Annotated in this window: 24 protein-coding genes and 2 pseudogenes; 11 read left to right on the plus strand and 15 right to left on the minus strand. The window is 66.1% G+C overall.

The window, feature by feature from the left end; genetic code table 11:
- Positions 1-3: 3 nt before the first annotated feature.
- Positions 4-1,611 (plus strand): recombinase family protein, encoded by a 1,608-nt coding sequence (locus ACGG9C_RS05645; RefSeq protein ID WP_024476692.1) that lies wholly within the window; start codon positions 4-6, stop codon positions 1,609-1,611.
- Between the two features lie 230 nt (positions 1,612-1,841).
- On the opposite strand, the gene ACGG9C_RS05650 is transcribed toward ACGG9C_RS05645, so the two are convergent.
- The 6 genes from ACGG9C_RS05650 to ACGG9C_RS05675 form a co-directional block, all read right to left on the minus strand.
- Entirely contained in the window at positions 1,842-2,810 is a 969-nt protein-coding gene (locus ACGG9C_RS05650; RefSeq protein WP_101852925.1) for an IS481 family transposase, read from the minus strand.
- 682 nt (positions 2,811-3,492) lie between these two features.
- The gene (locus tag ACGG9C_RS05655) at positions 3,493-4,224 is read right to left on the minus strand and encodes an AraC family transcriptional regulator (RefSeq protein ID WP_051317669.1); all 732 of its coding nucleotides are present in this window, start codon (positions 4,222-4,224) and stop codon (positions 3,493-3,495) included.
- A 503-nt stretch (positions 4,225-4,727) separates the two neighbouring features.
- Positions 4,728-5,582, minus strand: coding sequence for an AraC family transcriptional regulator (locus tag ACGG9C_RS05660; RefSeq protein ID WP_024476689.1), 855 nt, complete (start codon positions 5,580-5,582; stop codon positions 4,728-4,730).
- Between the two features lie 49 nt (positions 5,583-5,631).
- Positions 5,632-6,321 (minus strand): NAD(P)-dependent oxidoreductase, encoded by a 690-nt coding sequence (locus ACGG9C_RS05665; protein WP_024476688.1) that lies wholly within the window; start codon positions 6,319-6,321, stop codon positions 5,632-5,634.
- A complete protein-coding gene (locus ACGG9C_RS05670; RefSeq protein WP_197425747.1) occupies positions 6,318-6,545 on the minus strand; it encodes a hypothetical protein in 228 nt (75 codons plus the stop codon). Before ACGG9C_RS05670 ends, ACGG9C_RS05665 begins: the two co-directional genes overlap by 4 nt.
- Before the next feature lie 30 nt (positions 6,546-6,575).
- Positions 6,576-7,535, minus strand: coding sequence for an MFS transporter (locus ACGG9C_RS05675; RefSeq protein ID WP_199732620.1), 960 nt, complete (start codon positions 7,533-7,535; stop codon positions 6,576-6,578).
- Between the two features lie 105 nt (positions 7,536-7,640).
- Between ACGG9C_RS05675 and ACGG9C_RS05680 the strand changes: the two genes are divergently transcribed.
- From ACGG9C_RS05680 to ACGG9C_RS05700, 5 genes are all read left to right on the plus strand, one after another.
- Entirely contained in the window at positions 7,641-8,225 is a 585-nt protein-coding gene (locus tag ACGG9C_RS05680; RefSeq protein WP_024476687.1) for a TetR family transcriptional regulator, read from the plus strand.
- A 239-nt stretch (positions 8,226-8,464) separates the two neighbouring features.
- A complete protein-coding gene (mobF, locus tag ACGG9C_RS05685) occupies positions 8,465-11,908 on the plus strand; it encodes a MobF family relaxase (protein ID WP_200951266.1) in 3,444 nt (1,147 codons plus the stop codon).
- Between the two features lie 103 nt (positions 11,909-12,011).
- Entirely contained in the window at positions 12,012-12,248 is a 237-nt protein-coding gene (locus tag ACGG9C_RS05690) for an addiction module protein (protein ID WP_024476685.1), read from the plus strand.
- The gene (locus ACGG9C_RS05695) at positions 12,245-12,562 is read left to right on the plus strand and encodes a type II toxin-antitoxin system RelE/ParE family toxin (protein ID WP_024476684.1); all 318 of its coding nucleotides are present in this window, start codon (positions 12,245-12,247) and stop codon (positions 12,560-12,562) included. The genes ACGG9C_RS05690 and ACGG9C_RS05695 overlap by 4 nt, the downstream gene beginning before the upstream one ends.
- A 44-nt stretch (positions 12,563-12,606) precedes the next feature.
- Positions 12,607-13,032 (plus strand): hypothetical protein, encoded by a 426-nt coding sequence (locus ACGG9C_RS05700; protein WP_231734932.1) that lies wholly within the window; start codon positions 12,607-12,609, stop codon positions 13,030-13,032.
- A 208-nt stretch (positions 13,033-13,240) separates the two neighbouring features.
- Here ACGG9C_RS05700 and ACGG9C_RS05705 read toward each other — a convergent pair.
- Together ACGG9C_RS05705 and ACGG9C_RS05710 are read right to left on the minus strand one after the other, a co-directional pair.
- Positions 13,241-13,372 (minus strand): annotated as a pseudogene (locus tag ACGG9C_RS05705) (hypothetical protein); the annotation flags it as partial.
- A gap of 46 nt (positions 13,373-13,418) precedes the next feature.
- Entirely contained in the window at positions 13,419-13,868 is a 450-nt protein-coding gene (locus ACGG9C_RS05710) for an aldo/keto reductase (RefSeq protein ID WP_024476682.1), read from the minus strand.
- Here ACGG9C_RS05710 and ACGG9C_RS05715 point away from each other — a divergent pair.
- The 3 genes from ACGG9C_RS05715 to ACGG9C_RS05725 all read left to right on the plus strand — a co-directional run bounded on the left by ACGG9C_RS05715 (position 13,846) and on the right by ACGG9C_RS05725 (position 16,014).
- Positions 13,846-14,199, plus strand: a complete 354-nt coding sequence (locus tag ACGG9C_RS05715) for an IclR family transcriptional regulator (RefSeq protein ID WP_229382131.1) — start codon at positions 13,846-13,848, stop codon at positions 14,197-14,199. The two genes, ACGG9C_RS05710 and ACGG9C_RS05715, sit on opposite strands and share 23 nt — an antisense overlap.
- A gap of 161 nt (positions 14,200-14,360) precedes the next feature.
- On the plus strand, positions 14,361-15,083 hold the full coding sequence (locus tag ACGG9C_RS05720) for an alpha/beta fold hydrolase (protein WP_024476681.1): 723 nt from the start codon (positions 14,361-14,363) through the stop codon (positions 15,081-15,083).
- Between the two features lie 16 nt (positions 15,084-15,099).
- On the plus strand, positions 15,100-16,014 hold the full coding sequence (locus ACGG9C_RS05725) for an alpha/beta fold hydrolase (protein WP_024476680.1): 915 nt from the start codon (positions 15,100-15,102) through the stop codon (positions 16,012-16,014).
- Positions 16,015-17,051: 1,037 nt separating this feature from the next.
- Here the strand turns inward: ACGG9C_RS05725 and ACGG9C_RS05730 are convergent.
- Positions 17,052-17,402 carry a helix-turn-helix domain-containing protein gene (locus tag ACGG9C_RS05730; RefSeq protein ID WP_024476679.1) on the minus strand — a complete coding sequence of 117 codons (351 nt, stop codon included), beginning with the start codon at positions 17,400-17,402 and terminating at the stop codon, positions 17,052-17,054.
- A gap of 71 nt (positions 17,403-17,473) precedes the next feature.
- Here ACGG9C_RS05730 and ACGG9C_RS05735 point away from each other — a divergent pair, with 71 nt between their 5' ends.
- Positions 17,474-18,481 carry a zinc-binding alcohol dehydrogenase family protein gene (locus ACGG9C_RS05735; RefSeq protein WP_024476678.1) on the plus strand — a complete coding sequence of 336 codons (1,008 nt, stop codon included), beginning with the start codon at positions 17,474-17,476 and terminating at the stop codon, positions 18,479-18,481.
- Positions 18,482-19,248: 767 nt separating this feature from the next.
- Here ACGG9C_RS05735 and ACGG9C_RS05740 read toward each other — a convergent pair.
- The 6 genes and pseudogenes from ACGG9C_RS05740 to ACGG9C_RS05765 all read right to left on the minus strand — a co-directional run.
- Positions 19,249-19,836: pseudogene (locus ACGG9C_RS05740) on the minus strand (DEAD/DEAH box helicase); the annotation flags it as partial.
- A 367-nt stretch (positions 19,837-20,203) separates the two neighbouring features.
- On the minus strand, positions 20,204-20,386 hold the full coding sequence (locus ACGG9C_RS05745) for a helix-turn-helix domain-containing protein (RefSeq protein ID WP_036294314.1): 183 nt from the start codon (positions 20,384-20,386) through the stop codon (positions 20,204-20,206).
- Positions 20,387-20,434: 48 nt separating this feature from the next.
- Positions 20,435-21,244: a hypothetical protein gene (locus tag ACGG9C_RS05750; protein WP_195692259.1), complete on the minus strand. Its 810-nt coding sequence runs from the start codon at positions 21,242-21,244 to the stop codon at positions 20,435-20,437.
- Positions 21,237-21,644 carry a hypothetical protein gene (locus ACGG9C_RS05755; RefSeq protein ID WP_195692258.1) on the minus strand — a complete coding sequence of 136 codons (408 nt, stop codon included), beginning with the start codon at positions 21,642-21,644 and terminating at the stop codon, positions 21,237-21,239. Before ACGG9C_RS05755 ends, ACGG9C_RS05750 begins: the two co-directional genes overlap by 8 nt.
- A 47-nt stretch (positions 21,645-21,691) precedes the next feature.
- Positions 21,692-22,072, minus strand: a complete 381-nt coding sequence (locus tag ACGG9C_RS05760; protein WP_195692257.1) for a hypothetical protein — start codon at positions 22,070-22,072, stop codon at positions 21,692-21,694.
- A gap of 72 nt (positions 22,073-22,144) precedes the next feature.
- The gene (locus ACGG9C_RS05765; protein WP_036295200.1) at positions 22,145-22,426 is read right to left on the minus strand and encodes a helix-turn-helix domain-containing protein; all 282 of its coding nucleotides are present in this window, start codon (positions 22,424-22,426) and stop codon (positions 22,145-22,147) included.
- A 213-nt stretch (positions 22,427-22,639) separates the two neighbouring features.
- Between ACGG9C_RS05765 and ACGG9C_RS05770 the strand changes: the two genes are divergently transcribed.
- On the plus strand, positions 22,640-23,281 hold the full coding sequence (locus tag ACGG9C_RS05770) for an NYN domain-containing protein (protein WP_036295197.1): 642 nt from the start codon (positions 22,640-22,642) through the stop codon (positions 23,279-23,281).
- Positions 23,282-23,295 lie beyond the last annotated feature (14 nt).

Consider the following 23,295-nt stretch of genomic DNA (forward strand, 5'->3'; position numbering starts at 1 on the left):
GAGATGAGCCACGATCAGCAGGAACGAACCGCAGGCAATGAGCCGAACGACCAGGCGACGGCGCAGGCGTCGCCGTCGTTGCGGGCGGTGGTGTATGTGCGGATCAGTGATGATCCCGAGGGCACCGAGCGCGGTGTTGACCGGCAGGAAGCTGACTGCCGGGCGTATGCGGCAGCGCACGGGTGGGAAGTCGCCCAGGTGTACCGGGAGAACGACACGTCGGCGTTCAAGCAGCGCACGATCACACTCCCGACGGGTGAGCGGGTGCGGCGCGTGGTGCGCCCGGAGTTCCGCGCGATGTTGAAGCACCTCAGCGAGCAGCGCGCCGGGGTGATGATCGCCTACGACCTGGATCGGGCGGTGCGCGACCCGAGAGACTTGGAAGACCTGATCGACGCCAAGGTACTCAACGGCTTCAGCGTCCGCTCCGTGACCGGCTCGCTGAGGTTGGATACGGATTCTGATGTGGCGATGGCGCGGGTGCTGGTCGCGATGGCGAACAAGTCCTCAGCCGACACCGCCCGCCGTGTCGCTCGGGCGGCGAAGCAGCAGGCCATCGAGGGCACTTGGCATGGTGGGCAGGTGCCGTTCGGCTACCGCGCCGAGAACCACACGCTCGTGATCGACCCCGAGGCTGCCGAGTTGGTGCGGGAAGCCGCGCGGCGGGTGCTGGCCGGAGAGACGTTGTACCGGATTCTCACCGACTGGAACCGGCGGGGTATCCGTACGACGCACGGGTGCCGGTGGTCGGATCGGACACTCAAACTGGTGCTGCGCAACCCCTCGATCAAGGGGGTACGGGAGTATCGACCGTTGTTGCCGGACGGCACCCGGTCGAAAACCTCCCTGATGCAGACGACCGCCGCGTGGCCCGCGATCTTGGACGAGGACACCTGGCAGCAGGTCTCCGATGTGCTCGATGCCCGCAAGCAGGCCCGAAACTTCCATCAGCCCGGCAGTGGGGCGGCGAAACGGCTGTATCCGTTCTCGGGTCTGATCCGCTGCTCGACCTGCGGACGCGCCATGCTGCATCGCGGCCAGGTGTATCAGTGTGTGCAACAGGTGCCGGGCGGGTGCAACCGCTCGATCCGTTCCGGCGACCTCACCAAACTCGTGGAGGAAGCCGTGCTCGCGACGTTCGAGCAGATCACCCTCAACCCCGCCAAGCGCCAGTCTCCGGGCGCGGATCAGGCCGCACGAGTGGGGCTTGCCGCGACGCTCGATGCCGACCGGGAACGCCTCGCCCGGCTCGATGATGACTACTACGACGGGTTGATCGACAAGTCGATGTGGGTGCGGCAACGCTCACGGATCGCCGAACGCATCGAACGCACCCGCCGCGAGTACGCCGCCACGGTGCCGGAGCACACTGGCCCGTCGATTGATATGACGACCGTCGCACAGGAGTGGGCCGACCGTACCCCGATGTGGCAGCACCAGGCCGCCAGTCTCGTCCTTGAAGCCGTCCTCGTTCACGCCCTGCCCAGGGGGATGAACGGCGCGACACCGGCGAGGCGGCGCAATGAGACCGTCGAAGCGTTTCATGCCCGCCGTGAGGTGTACCGGGCGGGGATTCTCGCACATCGGGTCGAGTTCGTCTGGCGCGCCTAACGCCCCCGCGCCTTCGGCAGGCCGCAGAGGGCTTGCAGTTGCTCACGCACCCGTGGGTCAGCGATGACCGGAGGCAGGCCCTGCGCTGCGCGGCTCTCCCGCGCGAGGCGTGCGCCGAGTGGTTCGGGGGCATCGGTCGAGGCTGGTTCGGGCGTGGTTGTGGTGGTCTGCGTCGAGGTATCCATGTAGACAGGTACGACAGGCAAACCACAACATCTAGTTGTACGGGGTCAGGACGTTGGTTGCAGTCGGCTGATCGGGGGGTTGCCTCCGAGGGCTGAGTGGCGTCGTCCAGTGTTGTAGTGCTCGAGCCAGGGGTCAAGTGCTGCGGTGCGGTCGTCGTTCGAGGTGAACGGTTGCCGGTAGGCCCATTCGGTTTGCAGGGTCCGGTTGAACCTCTCCACCTTGCCGTTCTGCCACGGGCAGTGCGGTTTGATGAACTTCTGCCGGATGCCGTGCGCGCCGCAGACGCCGCGCAGCGACCATCGGTAGGCCCAGGCGTTGTCGGTGATCAGCCGCTCGATGCGGGGGATGCCGTGCGCGGCGAAGTAGCCGATGGCGCGTTCGAGGAACGCGGCGCAGGTCGGGCCCTTCTCGTCGGGGAGGACCTCGGAGTATGCGAGCCGGGAGTGGTCGTCGACGACGGAGTGCACGTAGTCGTAGCCGACGACGGTCTGTTTCCGGGCGGCTGTGGAGCCCATCGCTCTGCCGTGCGCCTTCCACCCGCCGCCGTCGGGGATGCGACCGAGCTTCTTCACGTCCATGTGCACCAGCTCGCCGGGCTGCTCGCGTTCATAGCGGACCGCTGTGGTCTTCGACGCGCGGATCCGCTCCCCGGTCATCGGGTCCAGATCGACCAGACGAGGCAGCCCGGACCGGGCGATGATGCGCGACACCGTCCGCGCCGGCACCCCGGTGCGGGCCGCGACCTCGTCACGGCCGACTCGTTCCTTCTTCCGGATCGCGACCACCGCCGCGGCCCTGGCATCGGGGGTGCGGTTGGCGACGTGGTGAGGCCGCGAGGAGCGATCGTAGAGACCGGCTTCACCCTCGGCGCGGTAGCGGTCCAGCCACCGCTTCACGCAGCGTCGGGACACGCCCATTGCCGCGGCGATATGCGCCTGCTTCCACCCGGCACCGGCACGATGGACGATGAGCAGCCTGCCGTGCACGGTCAAGCGGGCATTACGGTGGGACACGAGAACCTCCGAGTTCGTGAAGACGTCAGACATCTCCACTAAGCCCGGAGGTTCTCCCCTTTCACAAGACCGGAAACGCCACCAACCTCATGGCCGGGTACATCTAGTACCTGGCATCGAGTTGAGGTACTATATGCAGACTTATCCACAGGGAGCTACCTGCGACCGACCCCAAACGGGGTATGTCACGGGGGTGCCGATTCGGTACCCTCGTGAACCGGCTCAACGGTGCCGCAAATTTTGCGGCACCGTTCGCGCCCGTGACGGCCAGCCGAGCGGAGCGAAAGCGCAGGTCCGACGGTGGTGGCGATTCGACACCACCGTGAACGGTCGCGGTGAGGTCGCAGCGGATGCGGCTTGGTTCGCGGGGGCAACGGCGAAACTCCTGGTCGGACGGTGGTGCCAATTTGCCACCACCGTCACGAGAACCACAACGAGCAGCACAGCGGGCCGAGGTCGCAGGCTGGACGGTGTGGGAAATTTTCCCCGACCGTCGCCCCGCGAGTGTGGTGCCGCCGATTCGACGGAACCACCCCGGCCGGGAGTAAAAGCCCTGGTCGCACGGTTCCGGCAATTTGCCGGAACCGTCACCCCCACCCCGACATGCAGGCGCGCCGGAGCGTATCGCGGTCGCGTGGTGGCGGTGCTCATCGTCGGGTTCCTCCGGTCGTGTGGGCAGGTGTCAGTAGGTAGGTGCGCACCCGTTCCCACGGGAGTCGTCGGCGCGTGCGGTGGCGATGCCGACGCCCGGCCCCGCCCGGCTCGCGGACGGTGGGCCGTAGCGCCGGTACTCGATGGGGGTCACGCCCATGTAGCGGCGGAAGATGCGCGAGGCTTGCCCGCAGTGGTGGCACCAGCCGACCCGTTCGGTGATCGTGCCGATGAGCAGATCGGTTTCGCGGATCAGGCGCGCCATCTCCTGTACGCGCAGGATCGACAGGTACACCGGCGGCGTCACCCCGAACGAGTCCTTGAACACCCGATTGAGCTGACTCGGCGACAGGCAGGCGTGCGCGTCCAGTTCGGTGAGCGGCCACTGCCTGGCGATGTTGCTCTGCATGAGCGCCGCCGTGCGCATAATCTCGCGGCGCACCGGCTTGAACTCCCGCCACCGGGGAGGCGCGACCCGCACGGCCCGCTGCCGAGAGGTCAGCGGCGGCACCTCCACCGGCGCGTGACGAACCAGCGGCGCGATGGCGGCGAGCACCGTGAACAGCAGCGCATACGCACGGAAGTAGCCGCGCGGCGATTGGTCTTCGCCGGTGAGTGTGGCGAGTTCATCGAGGATCGGCCCGAGCCGTTCGGCCTGCGATTCTCCGACGCGCAGCACCTGCACCGGATCGGGATACAGGTGAGTTGCGAGGTCGCGTGCGGCTTCGCCGTCCGCGAGCACGTCGAGGTGCTGCCAGAACAACTGCTCGACCAGTAATCGGTATCCACTGCCACTGTCCTCACCGTGACGGTGCCCTCGGGTTCGTACCCGAACTCGACGTTCGGGGCGACCAGCACCACATCACCCACCGACGCCGACCCGCCCGCATCGGCATCGGCATCGGCATCGGTGAGGATGATCGAGCCGTCGCGCACGACCACGAAGCGCACACAGTCATAGGCGGTCGCCGCCAATATGCGACGGTGACGGATGCTGGTGACATAGACGCAACTCCACGGCTCGACCGGCTGCACTATCGCGGGGTGCGGCGACTGCGGCGTCCTTGTAGGCTCATGACCGGTCGGCGTGGTCGCCGGGCGTTCGAGTAGCAGCGACATGACGACCTCCCTTCTCTGACCACCCCCGAGCAACCAGGGGGAAGAACCGGCCTACCAAGCACCGGCGGTCGCGGCGAAGCAGGAGACGAGCAGGCCGGGCGTTTCCCGGTCACTCCGGCACTTTGCCGGGCAGCGCGACCGGCTCGGTCATGGGAGGTCGGTCATGAGCGGGCGCATGTCTCGGTAGCGGCTCGGTGTCACTCCGGTGTGCGCTGTGGATGCTTCTACCGCGCGCGACCGGCTCCGCCACCCCACCCGCTGCCCGGTGGCGGTGACGGTGATGTTCGTCTCGCGTAGGAGCCGCGCCATCTCTTGCACGCGGAGCATCACCAGGTAGGCGGTCGGGGTCTTCCCGAACGTGTCCGTGAACACGCGCACCAGGTGCTTCGGAGAGAGCCGCACCAGGGCTGCCAGTTCCGCGAGCGTCCACGGGTGCGTGATCCGGCTGTGCAGCGCGTCGCGCACCAGCATCGCCTCACGACGCAACGGTTCAGGCACCCGACTTCGAGCGGAGAACGGGCGAGCGCGGGCACGTTGCAGCCGGGTCAGCCGCACCGTCGAGACGCGGATGCACGGCGCGATCACATCGGTGATGAGGAACCAGAGCGCCTGCATCCGATGGAACCGTTCCAGGTACTTGCCCTCGACGGTGAGGGCGACCAGCTCGTCCAGCCACGGCAACAACCGCCCGGCTCGATCCCGGCCCAGGTGCAGTACCTGGGCAGGTTCGGTGTACACCTTTCCCGCGAAGTCGTGGGCGTCGAGGCGGTCGTGCAAGATCGCGGAGTGTTGCCAGAAGAACTGATCCAGCGCCATGTCGGTGTCGATGTAGACCGTCGTATAGGTGACCCGCCCCTCGGGTTCGACGCCGAACAGCACGCTCGGCCCCAGCAGCACCGCGTCGCCAAAGCTGACGGGTTGCTGTCCGAACTCGCTGAACACGATGGCCGTGCCGTCACGGATCACAACGAGCCGGACAACGTTGTACGCCGCCAGGCCCACAGGTCGATGCGTCGTCCGTGTCCGAGCCGACAACGGCGGGGAGATGCGCCTATCCACTCATCGGGTGCTTTTCTGTCAGTTCACTGGGCCATGCGATGAGTTGCGTGCGAGTGTCGTCCTTGGTGGAAGTCTCCGCGACTGCCGCTCCGAAGTCGGCATAACTGATCGCTTGTCGGGTGAACGCAGTCTCGTCTGTGGAAGGGGAGACTCGTTCCCAGCGTGCTGTCGTCGGCCCCTCCGGTTCGTAGACGGGCGGCGGGATCAGATACGCCCATTCTGATCCTGCGTTGCCCGCTTCGAGGTGGTCGCGCAGCATGGCGTGTGCTCTCCCGCGCGGCAGTGTGGGTTCTGGGAACCGGGGGTCTTGCCAGAACCGTCTGTCTCCAGGGAGTCGGAGTGCTCCTGCTCCGCCGACCGTGACGATCCGGGCCGGAGCGCCGTTGGCCTTGGTGCTTGCCTCGATGAGTCGATCATGTACGGCCACGAGTTCGGTCGGGGCGATGTCCTCACGCAGTCGGATCGCGTTCATGACGACGTCGATGCCGTGCATTGCTTGCGTGAGACTGGCGTTCTCAGCGATGTTCACGACCGTGGAGGTCAGCGATGCAGCAGTCTTGGCGAGCCGCGTGGTGTCTGCCGGATCGCGCAGCGCAGCGGTCGCCTCGATGCCTGCGGGGAGATGAGCGAGGATGGCGGCTCCGGTGCGCCCGGTCGCGCCGAGAATCAGGATGCGAGTCATACAGGTACCTCCGAAGCGGGCGTGCGGGTGAGTCGGGCGAACCCGGTGAGGCTGGCGACGGCGAGCACCATGAGCGCGGCGAGACTGACGAGCAGGATCGGGAAGTCCAAGCCCAGGTAGGCAGTGAGTGGGCCGACGCTGGCACCGAGGAACAGCACGAATCCGTTGAGCGCCATCCCACCGGCCCGGTTCGGGGCGGCGGTCTCGCCGAACAGGGTGATCATCGCGGGCACCGCGAGCGCGACCCCAGTGACTCACACGAGACTCGCCAGCGCCGTGCCCGCGAGGGATGCCGAGAGTGCGGCTTCGATCAGCAGCCCAATCGCGGCGAGGGCGAACCCGGCACGTGCAACCCCCGCGCCGCCGAGACGCTTCGCAATAGCGCCCGCGAAGAGGGAGGCGAACATGCCCGGCAGCCCGACGAGGCGGAGCCAGATCACCTGCGATGAGTCCAGGCAGAGGTCGGTCAGGTGCGGGCCGAGGCCGGTGTACATGCCGACGAACGACAACAGCAGCGTTAGGTGCGCGAGGCTCAGTAGCAGCACCGAGGGGCGTGTGGCGACCCTCCCGACTACGGCGAAGCGACGCACCAGGCTCGCATCGTCTCTGCGACTGTGCGGCTCGGTGACGAGCACGGCGACGCCGATCATGCCGAGGCCGAGCATGATGCCGGAGAGGATGAACACCCACTGCCAGCCCAACGTCAGGCTGAGCGCGGAGGCGAGTACTTGGCCTGCGATCCCGGCAACGAGGAATGCCGTCGACATGGCCCCGATCGCCGTTGCCCGACGCTTCAGCGGGGTCGCTTCGGCCAGATACGCGAGCGCAACCGGCGCGAAACTCGACGCCATCACCCCCTGCACCCCGCGCAGCGCAGCAAGCATCGGCACCGTGGAGGCGAAGCCGCAGGCGATGGTCGCGACGGTGAGATACACCAGGCCGATGAGCATGATCCGCTTCCGCCCGTACTGATCGGCCAACGGCCCCCAGATCAGGAACCCGACCGCATAGCACACGCTGAACACCGTCGAGAGCGCGAACGTCACATCAGAGCCGAGTTCCGCACCGATCGGGGCGATCAGCGGGATTGCCGCGTACAACTGCGTGAGCACCAGCAGCGCCGTGACCACGAGCAGCACGACCACGCCGTTCCCTGCCGGGTGCTCGCGCGCCTCGCCTGCTCCCGCTATCTGTTCCGTCGAGTTCGCAGACACCACCACTCCAAATCCAACGTTTCCGTTGGATTTGACTGTAGTAGGCTAACCGCGAAGACGCAACGTGAGCGTTGGGTTTACCGCACGAGACGGGAGGTGGGAACGATGGGCTGGGATGTTGAGGGCAGGAAGCGCCGCATCCTCGACGCGGCGGTGGCCGAGTTCGCCGCGCACGGGCCGCACGGCACGACCATCGAGCGCATCGCCAAGGCCGCCGGGGTGAACAAGGAGCGCGTCTACACGCACTTCGGGGGCAAGGACAGACTTTTCGCCACCGTACTGCGCGAGGAACTGGCGAAGGTAGCCCGCGACGTGCCCGTCGAATCATTCGCAACCGAGGACGTGGGCGACTACGCCGGGCGCGTCTACGACTACCACCGCGAGCACCCCGAACTCGGCAGGCTCATGCGCTGGGAAGGGCTCGTCTTCGACACCGAAGTACCCGACGAGGCCGAGCGGCGCGAATACTACGGATACAAAGTCGCCGCCATGACCGACGGACAGGCCAAGGGCACAGTAACGAGCGACCTCGACGCCGACCACCTGATGTTCCTCGTGCTCTCACTCGCCGGATGGTGGTCAGCGGTACCGCAGGTCGCCCGCATGATCACCGGAGCCGAGAGCGACGCCGAACACGCACGCCGCCGTGCCTCCGTCGTCACCGCTGCCCGAAGACTCATCGGGCAGTAATCAGGTCACGAAGTTCGCCGAGAAGACTAGTCACTTCATCGAACCGAACTCCGAAAGTTCCCTCGAACTTTGTGACGCCAACTCTTGCCAGCGACACTCTGTGCGACGCTCTCGCGCTGACGCTCGGCTCCATCAGTCATCTGCCCCCTATCTCAGTGAGGCACGTATTTTACGGCGGGGCCGTAGTGCGCACCTCTCTCACGAGACGACTCGTGAGGGAGGCCAGAGTGAAGGGTGGAGTGAAGCTGTTCCACGGCAGCGGTGCTGCCGCGCGCGCCTATGTCGAGGCCGACCGCTCCCGCGCTGACGAGTACTACCTCGGCGCAGACCAGGCCGTGGCCGAGTACGCCGTGATCGACGCGACCGGCGAGGTCACCGCTGCTCGGTCGCTGTCGGCGGATGAGTACGAAGCCTGGGTCGATTGGGTGAACCCGGACACCGGGGAGTCGATGGGTACCCCGCGCAAGCCGGGCAAGGTGCGTCGGGGGTCGCCGTTGTTCGCGGAGATGACGATCAACGCGCCGAAGAGCCTGTCGGTCGCCGCCGCACTCCACCCGGACGTGTCCGAGGCGTTGGACGCGACGCAGCGGGATGCGGCGCGGGAGATTCAGCACTTCCTTGGTCAGCATTCGGTCACGTTGGCGGGGCCGCGCGGCGCGCAGGAGGTGCTGCCGGTCGAGCACATGCAGACCGTCGCGATCACGCACAAGACGAGTCGTGCGGGTGATCCGCACCGGCATATCCATTTCCAGATTGGCACGAGGGTGTGGGCGGGCGGGAAGTGGCGGGCGCTGACCACGGCGGCGTTGTTCCAGCAGCAGGGCGCGATCCGTGCTCTCGGTACGGCGGTGATCGCCGCGCACCCCCAGCTCGCCGCCACGCTCTCCGAGCATGGCCTGACCCTCGACCCCGTAAGCGGTGAGGTTGTGGAGTTGGAGCCGTTCAACGCCGTCATGTCGAAGCGGTCGGCGCAGATCAGACGCAACCTGGAACGCATGGAGGCCGAGTGGCAAGCGAAGCATCCCGGCGAGACGCCCGGCCCGGTGTTGACCGCTCGGATGCAGGACGCGGCGTGGGCGTTCCAGCGGCCCGGCAAGAAACCGGCGGACTTGAAGAACGAGCAGTGGTGGCAGCAGGAACTCCGAGACGCCGGCTACCACCCCGAGAGCTTGCAGCACCCCGACACCGTTGCGCCGGCATCGCTGGATGACCTCAGCGTGCAACAGGTCGCCAGTCGTGCGCTGGATCGCTGCGCGGCGGCTGCATCGACCTGGACACCGCACACCGTGCGAGAGCACGTCACCCGCATCACCACCGAGGCAGGCGTGCAAGCGACCCCGGCGGAGTTGCGCGAGTTCATCGACCTCGCCACCGGACTCGCCGCCTCGGATTGTTTCTCGGTGCTGCCGCCGGGCATGGTGCAACCCGAGCACGTCGCCCACCTCACCAGCCTTGGCGTCGTCGCCGCCGAGACCGCACTCCGCGACCAACTCACCGCCGCGACGCCGGAACGGGAGCCGAAGCACCCCGACGTGACCGACGCTGCGCAAGCCGCCGGACTCGACACCGGGCAGACCGTGGCCGCCGCTGCCGTCGCCTCGACCAACCCGCTCGTGATTGTCGAGGGCGCGGCGGGCGCAGGCAAGACCACCATGCTCGGCGTCGCCATCGAGGTTGCAGCCGAGCACGGGCGATCCTCGCGGGTGGTTGCGCCGACGTTGCGTGCGGCGCAGGTCGCCCACGAAGAACTCGGCGTGCCCGCAACCTCCGTCGCGGCGCTCGTGTATGCGCATGGGTGGCGGTGGAACGAGGACGGCGTATGGACACGCCTCGCACCCGGCGACACCGACCCTGCAACCGGGAACATCTACACCGGCCCACCAAACGACGCCGTGCTGTCGCGGGGTGAGCGGGTGATCGTGGACGAAGCGGGGATGCTCGACCAGGACACCGCCCTCGCTCTGCTGACCGTCACCGCCGAGGCAGGCGCGTCGGTCGCGTTCGTGGGCGACCGGGCGCAGCTCCCGGCGGTCGGGCGCGGCGGGGTGCTCGACATGGCCGCCCAGATTCGTGGCCGTACCTACGACATGACCGAACTCCACAGGTTCACCGATGCCGAGTATGCGGCGTTGACGTTGGTCATGCGTGACCGGGAGCACCCCGGCGACGTGTTCGACCGACTCGCCACGATGGGCCTCGTGACCTTGCATGCCGACGAGGAAGCGGCCCGCGAGCACATCACCGCCCACGCCCACGACGGCGAAGCGATCACCGTCGCCACCAACGACGAGGCCACCGAGCTGAACGAGCACATCCGCGCCGGGCGGGTCGAGCGCGGCGAGGTCGACGACACTATGACGACGACCGGCAGCGACGGGCTGAGCATCGGCGCTGGCGACCTGATCCAGACCCGGAAGAACAGCAGCGACCTCGGCGTGGCAAACCGGCAGCAATGGATCGTGCAGCATGTGACCGACGAGGGCAGCGTCTACGCCCGCGAAGTCAGCGGCGGAGGCAAGCACAGCCGCACCGTCGCCCTCCCCGCCGAGTACGTGAGCGAGTGGGCGCACCTGTCGTATGCCGCGACCGCCTACGGCGTCCAAGGCGCAACCGTCGATGCCTCCCACACGGCCTTGTCGGAGGCGACGAGCGCGGCAGGCGTCTACGTCGGCATGACGAGAGGCCGCCAACAGAACCAACTCCACGTCGTCGCCGCTGATATGGCGGATGCGCGGGCGCGGTTCGTTGAGGCGATGGAACGCGACCCGGCAGACCGTGGCCTCGACCACGCCACCGCCCAAGCCATCGACGCCGTGCAAGGCCTCGTCAGCGATGGCCCCGTGCAGCTCATCACCGAAGAACTCGCCCGCCTCACCGCCGAAGCCGAACGAGCCGAACGTGCGGCGGAACGCTGGGAGCAGACCGCTGCCAGGTTCGACGCCCAGCGCGCAACACACAAGACCGAGGACGACGAGCACGCCGACGTGCTCCGCCACGCCGAGGACGAGGCGGCGCGCATCCGTGCCGAAATCGCGGAACCGTTGACGGTGCAGGCCGAGGCAGACGGCACCACCTATCTCGATGCTGTCGAGCGCGAGGCCGCCGCAAGCAGCCGACTCGCCACCGTCGGCAGGCTCGGCAGGCGCAAGGCCCGCGCGGAGCACCGCCAGACGAGCGAGCACACCCGGACGGTTCGGGCACGGGTGCGCGAAACATGGGGCGAACCACCCCGCACCACCGACACCCTGCCCGAGTGGGCGGCACGACAGGCCGAGCGTCGCGCCGAGGCCGATCCCCGCGTGATCGACGCCGCCCAGCACGTCGAGGCCGCGCGAGCCGACCGTGACGAGTTGCGGCAGCGGCACGAGCAGGAACGCCGGGCGTTGCTGGTCAGCGAGTACGGGCCGCAGGCGGTGATGCGCCACCGGGTCGGGATGCGACTGCCGAACCCAGCACAGCAAGCAGGACAGGCGCACCAGCAAGCCACCGCGCTCCGAGCCGAGGCCGACTACCTCCGCGCGCTACCGATCCGCGACGCCGCCGCACGGATCGAAACCACCCGCGCCGAGCACGAAGCAAGGCAGCAAGCACTCGCCGAACGCGAACGGCAACTCCGCGAGCCGACCGAACGCGACCCGCGGCGCAACGACCCGCGACATGACGGGCCAGCACGCGGCCTATGAGCATCAGCAGCACGTCGCGTCGGCGTGACGTTCACAGCAGCCCCGCAACCCGAGCCACAGACGCCCAGCGCGATTGTCGGCCGTTCGACGTACACTTGAATACATGACACCCGACACCGCAACTCTGATCCGAGACGGCCTCGCGCTCGACGCCGATCAGCGCGCGGTCGTCGCTAACGCCCTGCTCGAAAGCCTCCATGATGCAGACGACGAGAGCGAGGTCGATGCAGCCTGGCGTGCCGAGGCTACCCGGCGACTGGCCGAGGTGCGTGAGGGTGCGGTCGATCTGGTGGATGCCGACGAGCACTACGAGCGTTTGCGCGCCTTGCTCACCGCATGACCTTGGCCCAGCGAGAGCACCCCGAGGCCGTCGCGGAGTTCGACGCCGCCGTGCGCTGGTACGAAGACCAGGAGCCAGGGATCGGCCTTGCGCTCATCGACCGAGCAAGGCAAGCCCGGAAAGACCTCGACCAATGGCCGAACGCCGCCCCACCATTCACGACCGCTGACGATGGCACCGTGATCCGCAGCAAGGCCGTTCGCGGATACCCGTACCGCATCGTCTACACGGTGGAGCCGGACACGATCCTGATCCTCGCCTACGCCCACGAGCGCCGCGAACCCGGCTACTGGCTCCACCGGCTGAACGACTGAACAGCACGCCGCCGGGCTCATGGCTCGGATCGGGTCTCGCGTACATTTCTGGCGCCGTCGAACCCGGTGGTGAGGTCAGCGAGGAGCAGCTCCGCCGTCTCATGGGGCACGGCCAGGACCCCAACACGAGCGAACAGTTGGGTCGTCCGTACCGCCGATTCGCAAGCACTGCCGAGCGAGTTGCCCGTCGGCTTGAGAAGCTTCCCGAGACCCTCGCTCCCGCTGATAGGGGTGCACAGGTGGCGTTGATCGAGGCGGAAGAGGCAGGGAAACCGACGGGTGTGTTCGGCGAAGTCGGTGAGGCGGGCGAGGTTCTGTCGGGTCTTGACGGCGAGGTAGCGGCCGTTGACTTTCCGGTCTTCGTTGATCTCAAGCAGGGCTTCGGCGGCATGCTGGCGGACGTAGGGGTCTTCGGCGTCGTCGGCGGCGATCTGTGGCCCAGACTTCGCGAATTCGGGCAGGGGTACTAAAGCCCACCCCCTGTTCCCGATCGGGCACACTGCAGAACTTACTCTCTCCCTCGCCGCCATCTGCAGTGCACGCGACTTCGCGATGGTTTGGACGCGGCTGTCGAGCGAGCCGAAGGTGAGGCGAGCAAGGCAGATCGCGCCTACGTTCGAGCCATCACCTTCGCCGCCGGTCAGTTGCTTCGCGCAGTCGCCGAAGTCCACCGGGCAAGCCTGGCGAGCCGTATTCGTCGGCGGTCTCGAGGCAGCGGTCGTGTGTGCAGCGCATGATGGCGGAGAGCCGGTCCTGCGTGTAGTCGAATGTCCAGGAGCCGCGCGAGGCGTTCTGCTGCGTCTCCAGAGCGCGCTGAATTTACCAGATCGGTGACGATTTTGGTGTTCTTGGTGGACTAATGACCGTTCTCGGGCAGGTCAGAGTCCCGCGCGGCGGCTTCGCCGTTGTCGAGGGACGCAAGCGTGGCCATCTGGTCGGTGCTAAGGCGGAAGTCGAAGACCGAGAGGTTCTCGACCAGGCGTTTGGGGTCTGACGATCTCGGCACCGGCACGAGGCCCTGCTGCACGTGCCAGCGGAGCACCACCTGTGCCGCCGTTCGTCCGACGTCCGCCGCGATCTGCACGATCGTCGGGTTCTCCCGCAGCTCGGGCCCGCGGCCGAGCGGGCTCCAGCTCTCGGTCACGATACCGAGCACCTCGTGCGCGCGTCGAGGAACGGTACGGGCGATGTCGGGGCTGAGCTGGATCTGGTTCACGTCGGGCACGACCCCGGTCGCGGAACCGACGACGGCGGTGCGAGTCGCTTCACGGTTGGGCAAGGAGATGCCGGCCCATTGCACCTCCACGGGAAAGGTTCTCCTGGCGCAGCTCCCGCGAGAACAATTGGACCGTCTCTACCCCGACGAGCAACTCTCACAGGTGACTCCGCAGTCGATCCGTACCAAGACCGAGCTCCTCGCACAACTGGATCTTGTCGCGAAGCAGGGCTATGCAACGAACCGGGAGGAGAGCGAGGAGGGCGTGGCCTCGGTGGCCGTGGCCGTTCCCTCGGCGAGCGGGCTGCGGTTGGCGATCAACGCATCTGCCCCGGTGTTCCGCTTGCCTCCCCGCAAGGTGAAGACCCTCGTCGCACTCCTCGATGAGGCAGCCGTACGTCTGGCCGACCTGACCTCCTGAAGGCTCGTCGTCTCTTTCCCCTGCGACCTGGTGCAGGGGTCGTTCGGCGCGTTCTGAAGAGAGCTCGAGCCATGCTGGACTGTTGGCGCCGCGCAAGCTATTGTGTCTTCTAGTTAGGAACAAGTTCTGCTCAGCAGATAAATATGCGAAGAGGATGATCAATGCAGATCGTACTGGTGCACGGCGGATGGGTAGGCGGCTGGGCGTGGGACGGCGTCGCCGACGAATTGCGCAGAATGGGGCACGAGGTGATCGCGCCGACGCTGCGCGGTCTCGAAGACGGTGACGTGGACCGCTCCGGCGTCACGATGAGCATGATGGCGCGCGATCTGATCGATCAGGTAAGAGAGCTCACCCAGCTCGACATCGTGCTCGTCGGTCATAGCGGCGGAGGTCCGCTCATCCAACTCGTCGCTGAGGCGATGCCCGAGCGCATCGGCCGGGTCGTCTTCGTCGACGCCTGGGTGCTGCGCGACGGCGAGACCATTAACGACGTGCTCCCCGATCCGTTGGTCGCAGCGATGAAGGCGCTTGCGAGTCAGTCCGACGACAACACCATCGTCATGCCGCCTGAGCTCTGGGCCGCGTCTATGCAGGACATGTCCCCGTTCGAGCAGCAGCAGCTCGCCGCGCTCGAGCCGAGGCTCGTCCCAACGCCGGCAGGCTGGTCCAATGAGCCGATCCGCCTCGACCAGTTCTGGGCGAGCAGCATCCCGTCAAGTTATGTGTTCCTCGCTCAGGACCAGGCCGTTCCCGCTGAGATCTACCAGGCCGCGGCCGGGCGGCTTGATAGTCCGCGCACGATCGAGATCGACGGAAGCCATTTGGTGATGCTCACGCATCCGGAGAGGCTCGCACGGGCCCTCGACGCCGTCATTGCCTAACAGGCCTGGGGAAGCTATGGATTCGATTTCACGCCCAGACGACGTCGCGCCGATCTCGTACACCGAACTGGCGCCGTCGGGTGCGCCTGCTCGGTGGATCGTCCTCGTGCACGGGGGTGGTGTCTCGAAGGAGTGCTATCTCGAGACGCCCGACGGCCGACAGGGCTGGGCGGCACGATTGGTATCGCTTGGCTACGGTGTGCTGGTGGTGGACTGGCTGGGGTTGTCCTATGAGGCGGCCCAACACGTCGATGATCGTGCGGCGTCTGCGCGGCTGGACTATGAGAGCGTGTGCCGAGGGATGGGCGTGTTCCTCTCTGGTCTCGGCCGGAACGTCGTGCTGGTCGTGCACTCGATGGCAGGTCCGATTGGCTTCCGCCTCCTAGAGACGCATGGCGATCTCATCGACGGGCTCGTAGCCGTCGCTCCGGGCCCGCCTGGAAATGTACAGGCGGTGCCCGAGATCGTGAGGGAGTCCGACCAGGAGGTCTCCATCCGTGGAGCGGCCATCGACTGGACCATCCCGAAGATGGGTTTCTGGGAACCCACAAGCGCCTTCGTGAACGACAAGGCCATCGGACCCAGCCGGCGGTTCCCCCGCGAGTGCATCGAGGTGTTCCGCCGCACCCTTCGGCCGATCCCGGCCCGGATGCTTTATCAGCGTCAGAACATCGGTGGGAGCCAAATGAGGATCGGGCCGACCGACGCGTTCACGAACAAGCCGATTCTCGTCTTCACGGGTGGAGCCGATACCGACCACCCCTCGCAGCTGGATCAGGACATCGTGGCCTGGCTCACCGATCAGGGCGCCGCCGTCACCTTCTGGTCGTCCGAACTGCCTGTTCTCGCTGGGAACGGCCACATGCTGATGGTCGAAGACAATAGCGACGAGCTCGCTGACGAGATCGCGCGGTGGATCACGGCGCTCTGACTCGCCACCGTATCGTCCCGGCCATTATTTCAGCCGACCCGACGTCCCCAACAGCGGAGGAGAACGCCAGTCGTTTCCTTCGTGTCACTCGAGGGAACGCTGTGCCAGCTCGTTGCCGACTACGACTTGGTCGATCGGGCCCTTGCTCGAACTCCTCATTTCATACGTCTGGCGATGGACTCAAGGGAGATGTTCGCCGACGGCCGCGTGCAACTCCAGGTCATCGGTGGACAGCTGAGGCGTCTGCCACGACGCATCGAGACGATCGGTTCGCAGCTCGAACGGAACGTTCGGGCTGAGCATAAGGATGTTCCGAGACCTCCAGGAACGCGGATGGATCGGTTCGTTGGTCGGGGAGCTGACGACCACCCTGGTTGGCGTGGCGCTTATCGTCGCTGCGGTGCTACTTTCGGTCTCGGGGGGTGGCCCCCAGCTCGCCCCGACGTCGCACTCCTACCGTTCCTAGGGGCGGGGTGGTCGGCCTCGCGGGCAGGCTCCTCGTGCTGAGGCCGCTGCGCACCTCCTTGATGCGCACCACGCTGATCGCCGGATCCTGGCAAACTATCCCGCGACGCGAATTCGCAGGGGGTGTCGGCGCGACTTTCGATCGACGTACAGTGCCGTCCGTTAACAAACGATCGGTTCGTGCGACCGAACTGTCGAACGCCTGTGCATCGCTGCGGCGAGTTCCTCATGGCGCAGTACCTGGGTTTCGCTTCCGGAAGAAGATTTCACGAACCCCAGCGACACGGTGTTGCGGTGACGTTCGACGAAAGAGAAGAAGGATGGCCCGGCGAATCCCAATCGCGCGAAGTCTCGCCTTCGAAATGACAGAAGCGCTCCTGTGCTCGCGCGTCGGTTACTTCGCACCTTCTAGGTGTGACGTTATCAATTAGGGTGATGACGACCGGTGACGGGTACCGGTACCTGCTGAACTCTGTCGTGTCCGGTGACGGCGACCGCGACGCCTCGTCTGTGTTGACGCGGTATTACGCGGAGGCCGGGACTCCTGGCTCGATGTAGCGCCGAGGGGGTCGCTACTGGTCGGTTCCGACGTTGTGTTCAACCCAGTCGCGCAGATGCTTCAACGGGGCGGCTGCGCTGTGTCCGAGGTCAGTAAGTTCGTACTCCACGCGAGCGGGAACCTCGGGGTAGACGGTGCGAGTGAGCAGGCCGTGGTCTTCGAGACGCTTGAGGGTCTGGGACAGCACCTTGGGGCTGACGCCTTCCAAGCGTCGTTTGAGTTGCCCGTTGCGTTGCGGCCCGTCTTCGAGCGCACCGATGGCCAGGGCGCTCCACTTGTTGGCGAGCAGGTCGAGCATGTCGCGGCACGGACACATGGCCGCGTACACGTCGTTCCGGTCGCACTCATCCACGGTCTGACTCATACGTTCATGGTATCCGATGGGTACTAGGTTGCCTTGACGGTAACCAGTAGGTCTGGGGAACCATAATTGGCATGACGGCTACGACTGCGATCGGATACGAGAAGAACCTCCCCGCCACCGACCCCGAGGCGCTGACCGCCCGCGAGGTCGAGGTGCCCGAACTTGGACCGCATGACTTGTTGGTCGAGGTCGAGGCGGTCTCGGTGAACCCGGTCGATGTGAAACTGCGGGAAGGCGCTCCTGCGAACGGGTTCAAGGTGCTCGGCTTCGACGCCGCCGGTACGGTGCGCGAGGTCGGCTCAGCGGTGACGCTGTTCGCTCCGGGTGACGAGGTGTACTACGCGGGCAGCATCGACCGGCCAGGTACGAACCAGCGCCTGCATGTTGTGGATGAGCGGATTACGGGGCGCAAGCCGCAGGTGCTGTCGTTTGCCGACGCTGCTGCGCTGCCGCTGACGGCGATCACCGCCTGGGAGACCCTGTTCGAGCGGCTCGCCCTTACCGAGGACTCGACCGGCACCCTGCTGGTGATCGGCGCGACCGGCGGAGTCGGATCGATCATGCTGGCACTGGCCGACGCGCTCCTGCCGAACGTCACCGTGATCGCCACCGCCTCCGACGATGAACGCTCCGCCTGGGTGCGCAACCTGGGCGCGGAGCATGTGGTGAACCACCGCGACGACCTGGCTGAGCAGGTGCTCGCCGTCGCGCAGGATGGCGTGGACTGGCTGTTCACCGCGCATTCCGCGGGGCAGATCGAAACCTATGCGCGGATCGTTCGAGCGTTCGGGCATATTGTCGCCATTGACGACGGTCCGCGCGACGTGTTCCCGCTCAAGGGCAAGAGCATCGCTTGGCACTGGGAACTGATGTTCACCCGCCCGCTCAGGCAGACCCCGGACATGATTGAACAGCACCAGCTCCTGAACACTGTCGCTGACCTTGTAGATCAGGGCCGCATCCGCACCACGGCCACAACGACACTCGCGCCGATCTCACCGACCACACTCCGCGAGGCGCACGAGTTGGTCGAGAACGGCCGCACAGTCGGCAAGGTCACCGTCCACAGATGGGAGTAGACTGAAACCGCGCGCACGCGCATGTTCACAGGCGAGTGCGTTTGCAGAACCTCGGCTAGCTGGTCGTCGAGGATCGTGCGCAGCTCCACCCACTTCTTGTCGTCATCCAGCAACCGGACGCGGCGCGCGACGCGGATGAGGTCTTCGAGGATCGCGATCTCAGCGCGGAGTTCACCGATCGACTCGGCCGCAGTGGCAAGGTCGACCACCTGGTCGACACGGGCCTCGAACTGTGCTCGTTCTTCTTCGGAGATTTCTTCATCGAGGTCATCGAACTCGTCGGGGTTGAAGCTTGGCGCCGAAGCGGAGGCGTCCTCGAAGTCGAGTGCGACGCGGCCGGTTGACCACTCGTCAATAGACGCAGTCATGGAGGTGCTGTAGCGGGCCTCGTCGGTCGCGCGCTGCCATTCCCGCAGACGGGTCTCGAGTCGCACTTGGCGTCGCTCGAGCGATCGGAGGATCGCCTCCGGACTTGAGGCGAGGCGTCGCTGCAGCACGGTGAGCGCGAACCCCACGTTGTTGCCGCGCTTCTTGTCGCCCGCCTGCGCGAGCCGTTCCGCACGACCCATCTCGGTGCGCACGTAGCCGGTCACCAGCTCATATAGCTCACGCTCGGGGTCGCTCAGCTCGTACTCGACCGTGTACGCGCGACGCTCGGGGAACAGAGGCTTGCCCTCGAAGGTGAGGAGCTCTTCCTTCACCATGCGCCGCATCAGGCCGCGCGTGTCAGTGCGGTGCACGCCGGCGCGGAACTGGCCCTCGAACCGGTCGCGGTCCAGCAAGGACATGAACAGCTGGAAGTCTTCTTCCTTGCCTGCGTGCGGGGTCGCGGTCATGAGGAGGAAGTTGTGCGCGGTCTCGGCGAGCAGCCGCCCCAGCCGGAACCGCTTCGTCTCGTCGACTTGACCCGCCCATGACGAGTAGTGCGCGGACATGCGATGCGCCTCATCGACGACGACAGCGTCCCAGGTGACGTCGGAGAGCTGCTCGATCAGGTCATCGCTGCGGGAGAGTTGGTCCATCCGTGCGATGAGGAACGGGTGCTCGTCGAACACATTGCGGCCCTGCGCGTCGTCGACCATCTGACGGTTGAAGATCTCGAACGAGAGGTCGAATTTCTGCGACAGCTCTTCCCGCCACTGCTCCACGAGGCCGCCGGGCGCGACGATGAGCGCTCGTTCGCAGTCGGCGCGGAGGATGAGCTCCTTGAGGTAGAGGCCGGCCATGATCGTCTTGCCCGCGCCGGGGTCATCAGCGAGGAGGAACCGCAGCGGGATTCGCGGGAGGAGTTCCTCGTACACTGCGCGGATCTGATGCGGCAACGGATCGACGTCCGAGCTATTCACCGCCGCCATCGGGTCGTAGAGCGCGGCGTACTTGATGCGGAGCGCCTCGGCCGCGAGGCGGAACTCATCAGGGTCGCCGTCGAACGCGGGCGCGTTACCCAGCTCCGTGACTAGTTCGAGCTTGCCGGCATCGAGCTCGGTGATGGTGCGTTCGCCGGTCCGACCCGAGTCATCGCGGAAGAAGATCTCGACGAGCGCGTCGTCCAGCGGTGTCACGCCGACGAGTGTCACCGGCTGCCCGGGCAGGACACCGCGCAGGCGTTGCCCGGCGCGCAGCGATGCCAGCGTCACCGCAGGTGCGTCCACGTGGTTCCTCCCCTGGAAAATGGCAAGTCGATCAGGATACGTCGTGCCGCCGACATCGCGGCCGACTGGGTCAGTCCGGAGATCCTGCGTCCCCTCTGCGTACCCAGTCGTCGACCTCGCTCGCCTGGAACTTCCACAGACGCCCGACCTTGTGCGCCGGCATCCCCTTGTCGGAGATCCAGGCGTAGATCGTGTCCTTGGTCACGCCCAAGTGCTCAGCGATGTCGTCGGCAGAGAGCCACGGCTCGGACATTCACGCCCCCATGCGGATTGAACCGGATTTATCCGGGTATGGCCGATCCTATCGGGACCCCTTGCCCTCGTCGCCATTAAGGTGCCCGACTTCGTCAACGGCCGCCAGCAGCTCTTCGAGGTGCATGTGAATTTCGTCGTACGCCTGCATGAAGAACATCAAGTCCATGTTGAGTGGGGGCGTATCGTCCAGGTCGGCGAGGACCTCTCGAGCCTCGCGGACCGCTGTCTGCAGCCGAGTCTCGATTCCCGGCAGGCTCAGGATCCAGCCGTCGATCACGCTGAACGGGACTGGTGAGAAGTCGTGGGCGTCGACGCCGACGTGGAACTGATGCCCATTCGGGCCATGGTCCCGTGCGTGGGTGTGCCCGTGGATGAGCGGGATGCCGTCGTCCCAGCGCGGGCGATGCGAAGTGTGTCGATCCTGTTCCTGGCTGTCGCCGGCGTAGGGGTAGTGCGAAGCGATGATCCGGTACCCGCGGCGGGTGCCCTCGACGACCTCTGGGAGGATCTCCCAGCCCGCCGCTTCGTACATGGGCAGGAATCGCTCGATCGCCCGTTTCGACTGCGTCGCGGGCGAGACACGATCGTGGTTGCCGGGGACGAGGAGTCGGCGTCCGTGCAGGTGTGCGGTGAGCGGAAGGGATTCAGCGATCGCTCCGAGCGCGAGATCTCCCAGGTGCAGCACGACGGAGTCAGGAGCGACAACGTCGTTCCACCGGCCAATCAGCGCGGCATCCATCTCCGCGACGGTTGAGAAGGGACGGTCGGCGAGCTCGCTGATGCGGGCATGACTGAAGTGGGTGTCAGAGGTCACGAAGTCGACTTGGTCGAAGTCGAACCAGGGGTACTCACGCATCGCCAGGATCCGGGGCGTCGGGATCCATCTCGAAGGCGCGAAGCAGCGTTCGTTCGAGGTCGCTGACCGGCTCCGGCGGCATCCCAGCGATCTCGTCACGCAGCTGACCGAGAGCGGCCTCGATTGCGGTCCGATGCTCGTCGCGCCAGGCGCGAACGCTCGGATCGCGGAGGACTCCGTCGTCACGACTGCCCGGATAGTCGAGCAGGAGCTCGGTCTCGATCGCCGACGCCATTGCGCGTGCATCGACTGCGCTGGTCATGCGGAGAATCGAGAGGTGGGTCGCGGCGTCCGAGCCCGACACCTCGACGAGGTAGCGCTGGATATCGCCATCCTCGCCGTGCGTGGTCGCGACGAGCGAGACCGTGACCGTACGGCCTGCGATTGAGATCTCGCGCATGCTTCCTCCTCGACGTAGAACCGGCCAACCTATCAGGCGGTGATGGATCAGTCAGTCTCCGGCTCGGGATAGATTCGTCCCGGCCGTACGACGTCGTCGTGTCCGGGGATGAAGGCGATCGCGCCCAGTCGGGTCCAGTAGCTGATCAGCCAGCGCTGGATGAGCTCGGTCTGTTCACGGCGTTCGAGGAGTGTCCGTCCCGGGTCTTCGATGACGTCGTCCCACGCGATGCTCGTGAACATCGCGTTCAAGAGTTCGGCGCACGACGGCCCAGTGCCATGTGTGTCCCACCATGCGATCGTCAGCCTGCCGGCTTGGGCTGCGGTGCTGGATCCGGCGGGCTCCTCGATCGTTCCGATCAGGGCGGTGAGGTAGGGATCTTCCACCGCCATGACGAACGACTCCTGGTTGAGTTCCGCAGCGCCCATACAGTGCAGAATGCCATACAGATTAGGCCTCTCCTGGTAGTCGCGGGCTGTCACCCGCAACGCCGAAGTGCCTCAGCGGATCGTGAGGTCGGGCGTCACGCTGGGCAAGAGGTCGGTGAGCTGAACGTCGAGCACCTGAGCTACCGCCAGCAGAGTCTTGACGGTCGGATTCGCGGGAGTTCCGGGCTTCGACTCACCCTTCTCGAGCTTCTGGTACGTGTAGCGGCTCAGGTTGGACTCGTACGCCACACGGTCCTGGCTGTATCCGACACGCGCTCGTTCCCGCTGGATGTTCTGGCCGAGCTCGCGAGCGTAGTGGTCCCACGCATCAGGCGAGGTCGCGGGGGAAGGCACCCATCAAGCGTCACGAGTAGGCCTCTGCAGTAAGGCCTAATCTGTATGGCAATCTCGATGGCTCGACAACCCGGCTCGGACACAAAGACGCCCTCCACGAGGGAGGGCGTCGGGCCACGGTTGGGATGAACAACCGGGCGGGGTGTATCCACACTATACACACGATCGCTGGTAGGAAGGTGATCACCTCGTGCACCGATTTGGAGTCGTCTGTTGTCAGCCTCACCCGTTCCTGGACCGCCGCACGAGCGCCTCATCGTCTACATCGACGGCTTCAACTTCTATCACGGCATGCACGACAAGTTCGGACGCTCGACGCTCTGGATCGACTTCGTCGCACTCGCGCAGAGCCTGCGCCCACGCAGCCACATCGTCGCGGTGAAGTACTTCACCGCACCTGTGCTGGGCGATGCGGGCGCGGCCAGTCGTCAGGCCTACCATCAGGCAGCCGTCGCTGCGCGTCACACCAACGTCTTCAGCGTCACGCAGGGCCGATATCAAGCGAAGACCGTGACGTGCTTCAACTGTCGCGCAACGCGTACGGTGCACGAGGAGAAGGAGACCGACGTCAACATCGCCGTTGCTCTTGTGGGCGACGCCGCTGCGAACGCGATGGACTCGGCACTGATCATCAGCGCCGACAGCGATCTTGCGCCCGCGGTCAGGGCGGCCAAACAATTCCGCCCGCACATGTTCATCGGCGCCGCCTTCCCACCCAAGCGGTTCTCGAGCGAACTCAAGCAGCTGATGCCCGCGTCGTCGCAGATCGGTCGCGACAAGATCCGCCAGGCTCTTCTGCCCGAGAGCTTCACCGTCGGCGCGACCACGTACACCCGACCTCCGAAGTGGCGATGACACGAGCAGCAGCA

Origin of the sequence: Microbacterium sp. MTN4-26 (assembly GCF_042846595.1) — a bacterium.
GTDB classification, from domain to species: domain Bacteria; phylum Actinomycetota; class Actinomycetes; order Actinomycetales; family Microbacteriaceae; genus Microbacterium; species Microbacterium luteum.

What these genes read in the sequence shown, in the direction of transcription:
- ACGG9C_RS05645 (WP_024476692.1), top strand. Translation starts at nt 4, where the DNA reads ATGAGCCACGATCAGCAGGAACGAACCGCAGGCAATGAGCCGAACGAC.
- ACGG9C_RS05665 (WP_024476688.1), bottom strand. Translation starts at nt 6,321, where the DNA reads ATGACTCGCATCCTGATTCTCGGCGCGACCGGGCGCACCGGAGCCGCC.
- ACGG9C_RS05670 (WP_197425747.1), bottom strand. Translation starts at nt 6,545, where the DNA reads ATGATCACCCTGTTCGGCGAGACCGCCGCCCCGAACCGGGCCGGTGGG.
- ACGG9C_RS05680 (WP_024476687.1), top strand. Translation starts at nt 7,641, where the DNA reads ATGGGCTGGGATGTTGAGGGCAGGAAGCGCCGCATCCTCGACGCGGCG.
- ACGG9C_RS05690 (WP_024476685.1), top strand. Translation starts at nt 12,012, where the DNA reads ATGACACCCGACACCGCAACTCTGATCCGAGACGGCCTCGCGCTCGAC.
- ACGG9C_RS05695 (WP_024476684.1), top strand. Translation starts at nt 12,245, where the DNA reads ATGACCTTGGCCCAGCGAGAGCACCCCGAGGCCGTCGCGGAGTTCGAC.
- ACGG9C_RS05715 (WP_229382131.1), top strand. Translation starts at nt 13,846, where the DNA reads ATGCCGGCCCATTGCACCTCCACGGGAAAGGTTCTCCTGGCGCAGCTC.
- ACGG9C_RS05720 (WP_024476681.1), top strand. Translation starts at nt 14,361, where the DNA reads ATGCAGATCGTACTGGTGCACGGCGGATGGGTAGGCGGCTGGGCGTGG.
- ACGG9C_RS05725 (WP_024476680.1), top strand. Translation starts at nt 15,100, where the DNA reads ATGGATTCGATTTCACGCCCAGACGACGTCGCGCCGATCTCGTACACC.
- ACGG9C_RS05730 (WP_024476679.1), bottom strand. Translation starts at nt 17,402, where the DNA reads ATGAGTCAGACCGTGGATGAGTGCGACCGGAACGACGTGTACGCGGCC.
- ACGG9C_RS05735 (WP_024476678.1), top strand. Translation starts at nt 17,474, where the DNA reads ATGACGGCTACGACTGCGATCGGATACGAGAAGAACCTCCCCGCCACC.
- ACGG9C_RS05745 (WP_036294314.1), bottom strand. Translation starts at nt 20,386, where the DNA reads ATGTCCGAGCCGTGGCTCTCTGCCGACGACATCGCTGAGCACTTGGGC.
- ACGG9C_RS05750 (WP_195692259.1), bottom strand. Translation starts at nt 21,244, where the DNA reads ATGCGTGAGTACCCCTGGTTCGACTTCGACCAAGTCGACTTCGTGACC.
- ACGG9C_RS05755 (WP_195692258.1), bottom strand. Translation starts at nt 21,644, where the DNA reads ATGCGCGAGATCTCAATCGCAGGCCGTACGGTCACGGTCTCGCTCGTC.
- ACGG9C_RS05760 (WP_195692257.1), bottom strand. Translation starts at nt 22,072, where the DNA reads ATGGGCGCTGCGGAACTCAACCAGGAGTCGTTCGTCATGGCGGTGGAA.